The organism is Lysinibacillus sphaericus (genome assembly GCF_000600105.1).
Taxonomy (GTDB): Bacteria; Bacillota; Bacilli; order Bacillales_A; family Planococcaceae; genus Lysinibacillus; species Lysinibacillus sphaericus.
The window spans coordinates 1,326,496-1,340,440 of the sequence record NZ_CP006837.1 but is presented as its reverse complement, the minus strand read 5'-3'; the positions used below and the strand labels follow the sequence as shown (position 1 = coordinate 1,340,440).

13 protein-coding genes and 1 riboswitch are annotated in these 13,945 nt (G+C 32.9%); of the genes, 2 read left to right on the top strand and 11 right to left on the bottom strand.

The window, feature by feature from the left end:
• Positions 1-4: 4 nt before the first annotated feature.
• From T479_RS06085 to T479_RS06080, 3 genes are all read right to left on the bottom strand, one after another.
• Positions 5-1,198 (bottom strand): GHKL domain-containing protein, encoded by a 1,194-nt coding sequence (locus T479_RS06085; protein ID WP_137036956.1) that lies wholly within the window; start codon positions 1,196-1,198, stop codon positions 5-7.
• Between the two features lie 109 nt (positions 1,199-1,307).
• Positions 1,308-1,448 (bottom strand): cyclic lactone autoinducer peptide, encoded by a 141-nt coding sequence (locus T479_RS23105; RefSeq protein WP_080653286.1) that lies wholly within the window; start codon positions 1,446-1,448, stop codon positions 1,308-1,310.
• Complete coding sequence (locus T479_RS06080) at positions 1,438-2,016, bottom strand: accessory gene regulator ArgB-like protein (RefSeq protein ID WP_025218913.1); 579 nt, start codon at positions 2,014-2,016, stop codon at positions 1,438-1,440. The genes T479_RS23105 and T479_RS06080 overlap by 11 nt, the downstream gene beginning before the upstream one ends.
• Positions 2,017-2,693: 677 nt before the next feature.
• On the opposite strand from T479_RS06080, the gene T479_RS24330 reads away from it, so the two are divergent.
• Positions 2,694-2,885 carry an IS66 family transposase gene (locus T479_RS24330; protein WP_107895164.1) on the top strand — a complete coding sequence of 64 codons (192 nt, stop codon included), beginning with the start codon at positions 2,694-2,696 and terminating at the stop codon, positions 2,883-2,885.
• A gap of 101 nt (positions 2,886-2,986) precedes the next feature.
• On the opposite strand, the gene T479_RS06070 is transcribed toward T479_RS24330, so the two are convergent.
• Together T479_RS06070 and T479_RS06065 are read right to left on the bottom strand one after the other, a co-directional pair.
• The gene (locus T479_RS06070) at positions 2,987-5,188 is read right to left on the bottom strand and encodes a non-ribosomal peptide synthetase (protein WP_025218911.1); all 2,202 of its coding nucleotides are present in this window, start codon (positions 5,186-5,188) and stop codon (positions 2,987-2,989) included.
• 74 nt (positions 5,189-5,262) lie between these two features.
• Entirely contained in the window at positions 5,263-6,183 is a 921-nt protein-coding gene (locus T479_RS06065; protein ID WP_024361482.1) for a DMT family transporter, read from the bottom strand.
• 696 nt (positions 6,184-6,879) lie between these two features.
• Between T479_RS06065 and T479_RS06060 the strand changes: the two genes are divergently transcribed.
• Complete coding sequence (locus tag T479_RS06060) at positions 6,880-7,467, top strand: C39 family peptidase (protein ID WP_025218910.1); 588 nt, start codon at positions 6,880-6,882, stop codon at positions 7,465-7,467.
• 339 nt (positions 7,468-7,806) lie between these two features.
• On the opposite strand, the gene T479_RS23650 is transcribed toward T479_RS06060, so the two are convergent.
• The 6 genes from T479_RS23650 to T479_RS06035 all read right to left on the bottom strand — a co-directional run bounded on the left by T479_RS23650 (position 7,807) and on the right by T479_RS06035 (position 13,845).
• Positions 7,807-7,965 carry a hypothetical protein gene (locus T479_RS23650; protein ID WP_158497865.1) on the bottom strand — a complete coding sequence of 53 codons (159 nt, stop codon included), beginning with the start codon at positions 7,963-7,965 and terminating at the stop codon, positions 7,807-7,809.
• 79 nt (positions 7,966-8,044) lie between these two features.
• Positions 8,045-8,632: an ECF transporter S component gene (locus T479_RS06055; RefSeq protein ID WP_024361484.1), complete on the bottom strand. Its 588-nt coding sequence runs from the start codon at positions 8,630-8,632 to the stop codon at positions 8,045-8,047.
• Between the two features lie 224 nt (positions 8,633-8,856).
• A riboswitch (FMN riboswitch) is annotated at positions 8,857-9,053 on the bottom strand.
• Positions 9,054-9,303: 250 nt separating this feature from the next.
• Complete coding sequence (locus T479_RS06050) at positions 9,304-10,590, bottom strand: hypothetical protein (protein ID WP_025218909.1); 1,287 nt, start codon at positions 10,588-10,590, stop codon at positions 9,304-9,306.
• On the bottom strand, positions 10,587-11,120 hold the full coding sequence (gene sigX, locus T479_RS06045) for an RNA polymerase sigma factor SigX (RefSeq protein ID WP_024361486.1): 534 nt from the start codon (positions 11,118-11,120) through the stop codon (positions 10,587-10,589). Before sigX ends, T479_RS06050 begins: the two co-directional genes overlap by 4 nt.
• 240 nt (positions 11,121-11,360) lie before the next feature.
• Positions 11,361-13,136, bottom strand: coding sequence for an ATP-binding protein (locus tag T479_RS06040; protein ID WP_024361487.1), 1,776 nt, complete (start codon positions 13,134-13,136; stop codon positions 11,361-11,363).
• A complete protein-coding gene (locus tag T479_RS06035) occupies positions 13,129-13,845 on the bottom strand; it encodes a response regulator transcription factor (protein ID WP_024361488.1) in 717 nt (238 codons plus the stop codon). Before T479_RS06035 ends, T479_RS06040 begins: the two co-directional genes overlap by 8 nt.
• Positions 13,846-13,945: the final 100 nt, after the last annotated feature.

Here is a 13,945-nt window from a genome sequence, read left to right as displayed (position 1 = left end):
AATATCACTTCCTATAGTTTAATTCTAATTCTTGAATAAATATTTGATTCTCAATTTGAGTATTTAATAGAACATTTGGATATTTTTTAATAATTTCAGTAACATTTGTAAGACCATTTCCACGATTATTTCCTTTTTTCGTTGAATAGTTTTTATTGAAAATTTGATTAATGTCTAGAGTATCTTCAAATGAGTTTTCGATTACAAAGAGTATTGATTCATTCGCTGTTTTTAATATAGCAAGATTTATTACTCCGTTCTTAGATTCTTCATTTGCTTCAATTGCGTTATCGATTAATATCCCTAAAATTCTCGAAAAATCAATTATATCGATAGGAATACTACTGATTTTTTGCGGGAGTTCAATATGAAATTTTATATTTTTTTCTAGTATTAATAATAATTTTGTTAAAAGGAGACCCTTTAATTCAATAATAGCTAAGTTACTAATATTCTTCATAAATTGATTTTTTAATAAAGTATCGCTCTCTACTTTTAGGATTTTTTTGTTAAAGTAGGTTTTCAAACCTTCTATATCCCCTTGTGAAATATATCCATCCATAGTCAATAAAATATTCATATAATCATGCTGGAATTTTTGTATATCTTGATTAACAGCTTCTAAAGAAATTAAATATTGATTGTATTGAGACTGTTGCAGTTGCTTATATTTAAGAGCATTCTCTTTTTTTATAATTTTTATTAGAAACATAATTAATGTAGAGATTAGAACTAAATATACAAGCTGTATGGTTAAATTAATTTTAGTCAGCTGCATTTCTTCATATGTTGAAGGAATAAAAATATTTAAGTATAGTACAATGACAGTTACACTGAAAAGCAATACAAAGATTATTTTGGTTATTAAAGGAAAATCAATGATGCTAATATCTTTCTTCAATTTGTGTATAATGAGATTTAATAGGCTGAACAAAGATACATAAATTAAACTAAATAAAATGAGCTGAGAATTAGTCGATTTACTAGAGCCTAACATAATTTGTGATAATGACTCAGACAGAATTCCAATAAAAATGATAGTAGTTAAATCAATACATATTTTTAAAAAATTGGATTTAAAGCTTAAAAAAATAAATATAGTTATAAAAAGAAAAGAGATCACTTTCCAAGACTCAACGTATAAAAATGCTGTTGCTGCTAATATCCAAATTAATACAGTTGAACTTATAGTAACCAAATTAAATTTTAAATTCTGTAAGTAATATATAGAACCCGTTATAATAAAAAATTCAATAATTACTAATATTAAGAAATTACTTTCTATTTGAGTATCCTCCAATACTTAATTAAAATTTACTTTCTTTTTTTAAACTTTCTGGTATTTTTACTTCGTGAAAAACTAAGTTACATGCATATGTAGTCGCAGAAGTTGCGAATAAAATAACCAAGTTCGATACCTTATTTAATAATTGTTTTCTAATTTTCATAATTACTTCCTCCAAATATTTTTTGAATTAATACTGATATTGCTAATAAATTTATTGCATACAAAATAAATAATTGATAATCGCCTTTTAAAACGAAAATAATAGTCCATAGAATTGATAATCTAATGAACAATTGTTTTCTTAAATAGTTTCGGTGATTTTGATTAAAAACGGGTCTTTTTGTAGTTCCAACAGGAGCTATTAATAGTAAAAAAAGAGTCGATAATATACCAATTAAAAATATAAAATGGTCAGCATTTATATGGTTGCTATCGATTATGTATAAACCGATTGGCAAAGAAACTATACTTGCAACTAAGCAAATAAGGCTACTTTGAAAATGAAAACCAAAAGATACTTGTCGTAATACAATAAATGTAATATGTGTTATTAGTGTGGCCATAAAGCAATTCAAAAGGAATGCCACTATATAAATAAACAGTATTTTCCAAATATCATTTACAATTAGTTGTATACCGAATCTAATTTTCTCCTTTTCTATCTCATTGTGGTTTTCCTGAATCAGAGCCTTCGTAATGATATTTTCAAGCTTTAATAAAGCCTCCATATACTCCCCCCTCCTCTTTTTATATTACTAAATTATTTAATAATTTAGTATTGTAAATCTTAAGTGTTACAAAAAGCTTCTTAAATGTATTAAATTGGGTATTAATCGCTGTAATGTTTCTTTTTTGTTTATAAAAAAATAATATTGTTAAAATATTCCACTTACCCTATATTAATTCTTAAATTTTCTTAATAGATTAGCTATAGAATCACTCCATTCATCAGATTTTAAAGGTGAAAATAAGTTAATCAACATATGTAATTATTCGTAAATATATTTGAGTATCAAAATTTCCAGTCATATAAGTGGTTATTCGTTTTTACACTTAGGTGTATACCCGAAATTTGTGATGGTTATTCTACCTAAGGTGACTTCCTAAAATGTCACATTCGCTAACTGTTAGACAGATTTGTGACATGATTTCCTGAAATTCGATCGTAACGAGGGAATATGGACTTCGATTATTGTGATTAATTGAATCGCTTAGAATGTCAATTTAAACATCTTTCACCAGTAAAACGTTGAAAAGTTCGTCAAAAATAATCGAAGCCCATTGTGGAGAAATTCTTGAAAGGGGTAAAGGACTTATCTTTTTTTGGAAAAACGTGCTCGCAAAAGCAGCAGATACAAATTAAATCGTGTACAAGGGTTAAAGGGCTTTTCTATTTGACGATTAGATTGAAATCGATAATCGTCCAGCCGAAAATGCAATTCGCCCAATCGTAATCGGTCGAAGAAAATTGGCTTTCTCTGTAAGTGAAGTTGGTGCGAAAGCCAATGCAATCTGTTTAAGCTTACCAGAGACGGTCAAAGCAAATGGCATCAACTCGTCTTTGTCAAAAAACATCCCAGACACATGCACAAAATAGCCAGCTAGCCGAAAAAATTTCGGATAGCTGGCTATTCGTTGTGCTTGCCATAAAGGTGCGCTATTTTATATTTCTGGCTTACTCTAGATAAATAAGTAAATTTAATTTAGAATAATAGCTAAATTATTTTTATCAATTTTTCCATTTATATTTATTGGTAATTTATCTAATACAACATAATAGGATGGCACCATAAAGTCTGGTAAAAATTTATATAAATATTCTTTCAAATCTGTAGCAGAAATAGTTTCATTTATTACTATATAAGCAGTTAAATATTTATTTTTATCTTTGTTTTCTCTAGCTATAACACACGCTTCTGTAACATTTGGATGCTCTAGAAGTTTTTCTTCCACTTCACCTGGTTCAGTTCTTCGTCCACAAATTTTTATTTGATTATCAATCCTACCTAAAAACTCAATATTCCCATCTGGTGACCACCTTGCTAAATCTCCAGAAATATACATTTTCTCATTCGGTATGAATGGATTTTTTACAAAGCGCTCACTTGTTAAATCAGGGCGATTCAAATATCCGCGGGAAACACCAACACCTGAAATACACACTTCTCCTGGAACTCCAATAGGAACTGGTTTTCGATTTTTATCTAAAATATATACTTTATAGTTAGCGATAGGTTTACCGGTTGGAATGCCACTTTGTATTCTCTCACTTGTTACTTCATAATACGAGATACAAACAGTTGTCTCTGACGGACCATAAGTATTATATATCTTAACTTTATCAATTAAATTGTTTATATATTCTTTTCTTAGTACGTCTCCACCACTAATCATTGTGTGAACCGATTCTACAGGAGGATATTTGTTTAATTCATTCAATAATAAAGGGAATCCGCTAATCATGGTAACTTTATTATTTCTCATTACAATTAAAAGCTTTTCTATTGAGGCTACTTCATCTTTACATGCTATAACCAAAGTTCCGCCAGTTAGTAAAATAGGAAAAATTTCTTCTACAGAAATATCAAATGATACTGTTGATTGCTGCAACATAATATCATTTTCAGTTAATTTAAATTCATCTATAAAACTATGATAGTATCCTACAACATTTCTATGCTCAACAGTAACTCCTTTTGGTTGCCCTGTTGAACCAGAAGTATATAACGTATAGATTAGATTTTCTGCATTATGTAATCTATCTAAATTGTCAGTTGGATATTGATTTAAAGGATAATTATCTAGATATATTTTTTCACAAGGAAATGACAAATCTATATTTAAATGACTATGTGTTAATAGTAAATCAATTTCCGCTTGTTCATACATATAATTAATACGTTGTAATGGGTAAGCTGGGTCGACAGGAAGATAAGCTCCGCCAGCTTTAAGAATCGCCAATATACCAATAATTAAATCTTCGGATCGATCTACTACTAATCCTACTAATTTTTCTGGTTTAACGCCTTTTTGACGTAGTAAAAAAGCTAATTGATTGGATTTCTTATTAAGTTCATCGTATGTAAAACTTTTATCCTTACAAATTAAAGCTACTTTATTGGGATTTTTTTTAACCTGCATTTCAAAAAAGTCATCGACAGTTTTAGTAATATCATAATTAATCGATTTATTATTAAATTCATACAATACTTGATTTTTTTCTTTTTTTGAAAGAATAGCAATATCCTCTAATTTAGTATGTGAATTTAAGGTAAGTTCAGATACTAAATTAAAAAAATGTTCTTTCAATTTCGATATTGCGTAATTATCAAATAAATTATCGTTGTAGGAAATACTACATTTTAACGAAAAATCTATTTCAAAACACATCTCAATCTCATTTTCTTCTAAATATTCTGACAAAACCGCTTTTGATTCACCACTCGAAAATATTGAACCAAATAAACCACTTTTTAAACCCAGTTGATTATAAGAAAAAATTTCTTCTTCTGTTACATTTTTGTATAATTTTATCAATTCTAATTCATTCTCAATTTGTCTAATATATTTTATAGATGTAATATCAAAATATGTTTTAACACAAAGCGGTAGAACTTTACCTTCTGTTGTACTTGTACCAAATACAACATAATCTGTATCATTATAGTTGTGAAGTAATAATCCCCAGGCTGAATATAAAATAGAATTTACATTGACATTATAAGTATCAGCAAATTGTGAAAGTGATTGCATAATTTTTTTATCTAAAAAAAATGTATCGTTGACCAATTTAAATCCATTATTTTTAAAAGTACCTAAAGTTACTTTTGATTTAAGTTCAAATTCTTTTAAAGCAGCACTCCAATAACTTTCCTTTGTATCTAACTCTAATGTGTTCATTTATATCTCTCCTTTTAATCATGGGTTTTGTATCATCATCACTAAAAGATGATGGAGTTGCAGTCGCTTTTGATTTATATATGTTCGTTTTGAATTAGGGTCCGATTTATTGCTGGTTTTTTTATGCTCTTATTTTGAGAATAAACTAAAACGACTAAACTAATTAAAACGAACATTCCTCCAGTAAGTTGTGAAAATTGTAATCGTTCATTTAAAAAAACAAGAGCAAATAAAGTAGTAAATACAGGTTCTACCATGCTAATCATCGAAACGTTAGAAGAACTCAACAATTCCAGCGACTTAAAAAATGTAATTTCAGCAAAAATAGTTGAAAAAATCACAATACTAATAATGTGTATCCATGCTTGGTTATTAAAATTTAAAGAGATATCTTGCTTCACTACACCAATTATGAAAACGCCAAAAGTTGCAAATAGTGCTGTATAGGCACTTATTATTACTGGTGAATTATTAATAGTTACTCTTTTCCCCACAATCATATATATTGCAAAGATCAAAGCTGCAAGAAGGGATAAGACTATTCCATAGACATTCATTTTATCTAATGAAACTCCAAGTAAATAAATCATGCTAATGAAAGTTGCTACTAAAGCTAGTATTGATCCTATACTTAATTTTTCTTTATATAAAAAATAAGAGATGATACAAACTAGTAAAGGAAAACAATATAAGAGCAAGACTGCCATAGATGATGATATATATTTTAATGATTCAAAATGGAAAATAGACAAAAGTGTGAATAGTATACCACCTAGTATAAAAAGATTTTTCACCTCATGTTTACCGATTCTTATATTTGTACCTTTCACAAGGAAGAAAAGGAAAAAGATGATAGAACTTAATCCGAATCTTAAAAAAAGTAAAGTATACACTGTCACACCATATTCATAGGCTTTAACTGTAAAAATTGGCATAATCCCATATCCTATGCTCGAAAGAACTGCATAAATAGCTCCCTTGATAAAATTATTCATAAATCTCCTCCTTTCACTTCACTTACAATAAAATTTAATGGCATTTTTACTATATAGTTATTCCCTTTTAAAACAATTACTACCACATTTCATTTAGAATTTATTATATCTAAATTTTGAAAACGAGTTCTTTAAATTTCGTAACAAATCGCATCTTAATTATTCTATTCAAGAATGTAAAAATTTGTATGAACTATCAGTACTGATAAAAAGATTATAGTATAAAAGTAAATTTAAATAGATACATTTCCTAACATATAACGTTTTAGTCTTTAGCGTTGAATTTAAGCGAACATTATAATTAAACAGAAGAAATGTAACACAAAGTTATGACATTAACTTCATATACAAGTGTTGATTTACTATGATGTCTAGAATCTTATGGCATCACACCTTCATACGCTCATTAACAGTTTTCTAGGAGTGTTTTTTGTTTTATTCTTAATTGAAGATTTATCCTTGAAAGCATTGTCCAGATGGAGTTTTTCGTATAAACTTAACCATAATTTTGGTCCTTTATTAGTGGATTTGGACAGGTTACCACCTGATTTTATCCATTATAAAGGACCTTTTTTATACATAATAAAATGATTGAATATTTTTTTTCTTTAAAGTATAGTTAATTTAATGTAACGCTAGTAATATCTTTTAATTTATTTGAGATATAACAAGAAAATTATTGGACGTGAATAAAATATGGAACTAAACATTCAATCCCATAATAACGATTGTGAAAATAATTTAATGAATTATTCTCTTTATATACCTCGTTATAGTCAAAAGTTTTGTATGAATGACTGGCCAAAGGGATTACTTATTGAAGAAAGAAGTCATGACTATTGGAGCGATAGATGTTGTGGGTTGGCGTGTTTACGAATGGTTATATCTCATTATAAAATACCTATACCAACCCAATTAGAATTACTTAAAGAAGGTTTAAAAAGAAAGTATTATATTTCGAAGGGATGGTTACACCAAGGTTTAGCCGATTTAGGAGAAATGTATGGGGTGAAGGGTAACCCTATAGTTGTTAAAAGCGGTAAACAACTTGAAAACTTGCTTGTAACAAAGGGCCCAGTAATATGTTCTATTGCTCCAAAGTTCCCTAAAAACGGAAGCAAAGGGGGACATTTGGTAGTAGTATGTGGTCGAATTCATACCTCTAAAGGAAGACTAATTTGTTTTAGAGATCCATCTCTTTGGGGAGAAACAAATAGTATAGTATTTGAAGACAGGTTCTTTAGCAGTTTTAGTGGTAGAGCAATTGTTTTTTCTTTGGATTAATAGAAGATATGATATTTTCATTAGAACTGTACGCCTGTAATCGAATAAAGCATATAACTGACCTGGCACCTCCGAGATGCGAATAAAGTAGTATACTTATTTAAAAGAAATCTCCCACAAAAATCAAAGGTATTGTCGAAATTTGCGGGAGATTGAGCAAATTTATTATCTAAACTTGACTAATTTAGTAGCAATTCGCTTCAAGTTTTTGCGTTGACAATTATCCCAATAACAGCTTCAATACCTAAACCAATGGTAAATATCATACATTTTTTCATTCCCCTCATAATTTTTTTGTTATTTTAACCTAATGACCTTGGATAATAACTTTTACTTCCCTCATACTAAAATCACCTGTAAAAAGTCAATATGGTTTGCTGGTACTTTCTTTCGATATTCTTCCATGTGAGTCGATATTGCATAACCTTTTAATGTATTTCTACTTAAATTTTGTAGTTCTTTTTTGGAAAGTAAATCTGAAATTACAAATTTAAGCAACAAAAAAACACCTCCTAGACATAACAGTCTAAAAAGGTGTCATTACTTGAACACTATCCTAAATCATACTTTTTTACGCTTATTTCGATAAATACATTGTGCGTTGTTGGTTGATCCATTTGCGCATCGTTGTGAATAACAATGCCATAATCGCCGTTAATAACACACCTTTCACGATATTAAATGGTAAAATGCCTGCAACAATCATTGTGTACAATGAATCGCCAACGACTGGCTCCATACCTAAGAAATAAGTGTACATCGGTAAAAATACTGCGATATTTAACAAGCTCATGCCAACCGCCATCACAATCGTTCCTGTTGCTAATCCTCCAACAAGACCTCCAATCGTTTTAAAACGGTTAAAAATAAATGATACTGGCAAAATAAATAATATGCCTGTTACAAAGTTTGCAATATGACCAACTGGCACTCCTGTTGGCGTACCAGAGAAAATCCAATCTAAAACATTTTTAAATAGCTCTACTAAAATACCTGCTACTGGGCCCATCGTGATGGCTGCAAGTAAGGCAGGCATATCACTGAAATCCACTTCCAAAAAGGCTGGGAACGGTGGAATCGGGAAATTAAATAACATTAATAAAAACGAAATACTACTCAGCATACCAATCGTAATAAACGATTGCAGTTTGACATTTTTCTTCATTGAAAACTCTCTCCTCTTTGCTGATTCAATCTTGCAAGAAGAAAGGTTACGACGTAATCGATTGTTTTTCACGAAAAAACCCTTATGCAAATCAGCATAAGGGAGAAAAGGCATGAGTAAATAACGCCATTACTAGCTATTTTTTGTGCATAGCGTGCATTTAAAGACACACTAAAAAAACGTTCGCACATAGCTTAATTCGTAACAACGAATGACGATCGTACCTCCATCTTCTCCCATCCAGACTATACTGTCGGCCTTGGAATTACACCAAGTCAGCCATGCAAAAAAATCTTTGCACAGGTCGCGGGCTGAAGAGCCATCTAGTAAATCATGCGAGCTACTGTAGCTTACTACTACACTAGCGATTTACAACTCTATTACCGCCGGTCGGGATTTTCACCCTGCCCCGAAGATGAATCAATATTATTTTATAAACTAACTATAATGTTTTATCACATAAAAGTAAATACTTCTGCTTAAAATAATCCGATTAAATTTGTATGGTTTAATAAATCAAGCACTTTGTGAGAAATAATGGAGTAGCTTATCCGCGGAACAAAGTCACTTACCCGCGATTTATTATCATTTACCCGCGAATCAAGGTGCTTTACCCGCGGTATTTCCATTAAAAAAAACAGCTATCTACTATCTGATAGCTGTTTTCTATATTATGGCATCATTTGTTTATTGGCACCTACAGGCATGGGTAAAAACTTTGTTAAATCAAAGCCTTCCCAACTTTCCTGGACAATGTTATCTAAACGTATCTTTTTATCAAAGCTTGACGCAGTCAACATCATCGCCTCGATTAATTGTGTTGCCCGTACGGCATCCATTGTCGTTAAATCAAGTGGTGCGTCAAATGTGACCACAACCCCATCTTCTTCTTCTTTTACAGTGTATGTGACATTTTCCGGAACAACTGGCACATAAACATCATCCTTTTTGTCTCGCATCGCCAGTAGAGCCTCTGTCACAGTAGGATACGTTTGATGGAAATCAGGCGATAAATATTCAGTCCCGTTTCCCTCTGTATATAAATAATAATTGTAATGATTATCTTTTGTTAGCGCTATAGGCTCACTCGGCTCTTCTGCTTGCGAAAACTCGTAATCAGAACCATCTGCCTGTTTAATGGCAATGGCTTTATATTCGGACTCGGAAAAAGTATCTTTTAACGAGTTTAAATATTTCGTGACAGAAGCCGAAGCTACATCATAATCATTTTCTTCTGGTAATACGTGCACAAGCGTTTTACCTTCTTCTTTTAACTCACCTTTGTACGGATGATAGTCTGTTAAACCCATTGCTTCTTCATCAATTTGAGGTGCATATTTTTCATACATTTGTAAAGTTGTTGGCTTCTTCTTCCCAAAATCAGCAGTTATTTTTTTGTTCGGAATAATATAGGTCATTGGTATGCTATCAGCCTTACCACCAGGTAATCCAATTCTGAAAACGACTGCATCGACTAAATCATCTTCGTAAACAGATGTCCGCAACGATAGGATACGAGCATGCTCAGCACCAATATTCGCTTTCATTACACTATCTGCATCTGCATTTTCACTTTCTGTGACCGACCGATCCTCCTGCACAGAAGAATAATTTTCGATTGGGGCGTTTGCCTCATCCTTTACGGAAGAATTATTTGATACATAGATGTACCCTGCTATTGATAGGACAAAAATTGCAGCAACACTACTTAAAATAGGCCACCTACTCTTGCGTCTTTTTATAGGTTTAGTATTTTCTTGAGCAGGCAATGATTGCGCTTGTTGTTCTTTTGCCTCAGCTACTGGTTGTATCGCCTCTTGAAGATGTATGTTGTCTTGTAAACGTGCATCAGCAAGCAATCTTTTTAACACTTCGTCTTTCGAGCGGTGGTCAGTAAGCTTCGGGGCATTGTTCAACATTTGTTCAAGTTGTTCATCGTCAAATTGTTTATGCGTCATTGCCTTTTCGCCTCCTGTTCCCTAACCTGTTGTAGATGTTGCCTTAAAAACTTAATGGCTCGATGTTGCGTCGTTTTAACCTTTGCCTCTGTCCAATCAAGTATTTGCGCAGTTTCAGTAATAGATAAATCTTGGAAATAGCGCATAATAATAACCATTTTTTGATCCCCTGTACAATTTTCAAGTGCAAACTCTATCTGCTTTAATTCATCACTGGCCTGTAGCACATCTTCCGGTGATGGTGTGGTTGAATGTAATTGTTCCGTTTCCCAGTCAAAAAAATCGAGTGAATGTTTTTGGCGCACAGCTTGCTTTCGAAAATGATCAATTGCGACATTTTTAGCAATAGCAAAAAGCCAAGTTTTTTCACTGCTATTCCCTGCAAATTGTTCATAAGATCGCAGCACACGGACATAAACCTCATGTGCAAGGTCCTCAGCAAGTGTGCGATTTTTTACTAGATAAATAAGAAACTGGAACACGTCTTGATGGTATGCATCGTATAGTCGATGGAACACGGAGTCATTCAAAGCACTCCACCCCCGTTCTCATAGTATTTGTCGTCTAACACTCGCACAAGTTACATTTAAATAATATTTTGATTTTAATTTTGCTATGTGTCTAAACCCGAGCACAAGCCGACGTATAGCCTCTAACAGGTATTGGTATTGTTGCCAACTAGTTCAGCTAGTTCTAACTATACCAATGACCCGTGGAAGCATGAAAGAGCATTGTCAGATGGCATCAGCTACAAGGACTTCTTCATGAACTTATTCGAATGGTAAATAGAAAGTAAAAGTTGTGCCCTCTTTTAACACACTATCGACCATAATATTGCCAGAGTGTGCCTTGACAATATTTCGAGCAATTGCAAGCCCTAAACCCGTTCCGCCTTTAGAACGTGTCCGTGCTTTATCCGCTTTATAAAAACGTTCAAAGACATATGGTAAATCTTCCTGTGGAATCCCATGTCCTGTATCCTGAACAGATATTTTGGCAAAGGTTGGCTCTTGCTCTATCTTGACAATGACAGAACCTTCGTCTGTATGACGCAGTGCATTATCTACTAAATTTGTTAACACTTGTTCGATACGATCCTCATCCATACTGATGCGGGCATCATTATCAAACTCACTATTAAATAAAAGTTGCACGTGTTTTTCTTTTGCCACTTGAGCAAATTTTTGCGTAATACGTTCAAATGTGGAATTAATCGGTACTTCATCTTTGTACAGTGTCATATGTCCTGATTCCATTCGCGCTAAATCCAATAAATCGGTTACTAAACGTCCCATACGCTTCGATTCATCATAAATAATTTTCGTGATTTCATTACGTTCTTCTTGATCTTGAATAAAATCATCATCCATTAATGCCTCAGAATAGCCTTGTAGCATGGAAATCGGTGTACGTAGTTCATGTGATACATTGGCAATAAAATCAGAACGTAGCTTTTCTAAACGATGCTGCTCTGTCATATCACGGATTACAGCAACTGCTCCACGAATTAATTCCCCACTATAGAGCGGGCTAATCGTAAATGTATAATAATTTCCATCCATTTCTATTTCTTCTTCTAACTTATCTTCAAACATTAGTACATGATCGAGCATATGATAGAGTTCAGGTGGAATAGGCTTTGCGCTTTGCGAGCCTTTATTAACAAACCATTTTTGCATTAAACGTTCCGCTGGTGGGTTGCTCAGTAAAATTGTTCGATCACGGTTAAACGTTATAACGGCATCTGTCATGGATGTTAAAATATTGGACAATTGCTCATTTTCTTGATTAATTACTTCTAAGTTATGCTTTAACTGACGCCCCATTTGATTGAACGCAACAGCTAGCTGGCCGATTTCATCATTTTGCGTTGTCGGCATTTTTGCCTCGAAATTCCCTTTTGCAATTTCAAAAGCTAGCTCACGCATTTTACGTAATGGGGATGTAATACGGGATGATAAGAAAAATGCAAAAAATGTCGTTAACACAAACGCAATAAATGCCGCTAAAAAGACAATTTTGGTCGTCTCTTTCGATGTTTTATGTAACGCATCTGGACTTTGGTAAATAAATACAGCGCCATGCACTTCATTTTCCACATTTAGTGGAAACCCTAGCACGACATAGGATTCCATTTTTCCTTGATCTGTTGAAGATGGCATCATCATTTCCTTTATAATGGGTTCATCTGATTGGAAAATTTCATGGAAGGATTTATTCGCTAAAATTTCATCTTGAATTTCTTTCTTGTTGACGCCTTCTTGCAGCGCAAATGAGACTTCTAAATGATTTATGGCGATAAGTGCATTTGTACCCTCAGGTAAAATATCTGTCAGGAGTTGCGAAGTCGATTCTGCCGTCTCATTGTCATCCACTATACTCGCTATTGTTGCAGCCGTTTGACGCAGCGAAATCTCTGCTTGCTGCATATGATAGTTTTGAAGAAATTCGAGCATTAAAACCGTGAAAACAAATAATACAAATGAAACGAGAAGCAATATGGTTACCCATAGCTTCCCGACAACACTGTTCCATATTCTATTCATTGACAACCTCAAATTTGTAGCCAACGCCCCAAACAGTGACAATCATTTTCGCTGCGTTCTCTGATACACGATTCAGCTTCTCACGTAGACGCTTCACATGGGTATCGACTGTTCGTAGGTCTCCAAAGAAATCATAATGCCAAACCTCTTTTAGTAATTGTTCACGGTCAAATACTTTGTCTGGAGATTTTGCAAGGAAGTACAATAATTCATACTCTTTTGGTGTTAAATTCACTTCGATACCTTCCGCTGTTACACGGTGCGCATCATGGTCAATCATCAAATGTTGGAATACAACTAAATCTTTTGATGACGATGCATTTGTCGTAGGTGAAAATGCTTGTGAACGACGTAAAATAGCTTTTACGCGTAGAACCACCTCACGAGGACTAAATGGCTTTACAATATAATCATCTGCTCCAAGCTCAAAGCCTTGTACACGGTTTGCTTCCTCGCCTTTTGCAGTTAATAAAATAATTGGCGTTGCAGCTCTTTCGCGAATTTCTGCACATACCTCAAGCCCATCTTTTTCAGGCATCATAATATCTAGTAAAATACAGTGGTACTCTTTTTCTAAAGATTTTTCGATCGCTTCTTCACCATTCTCTGCTTCGTCAACTTGATACCCTTCGCGCTCCAAATACATTTTTAATAAGCGTCGAATACGATCCTCGTCGTCTACTACTAATACTGAAATATTTTCTGACACTTTCACGATCCCTCTCTTCCGATCTTTCTCTACCCTTCTATTGTACATGGTACGCTACGACTTGAAAAGAAAAGAAAGCCCTTTCGCAGCAGCGAAAAGG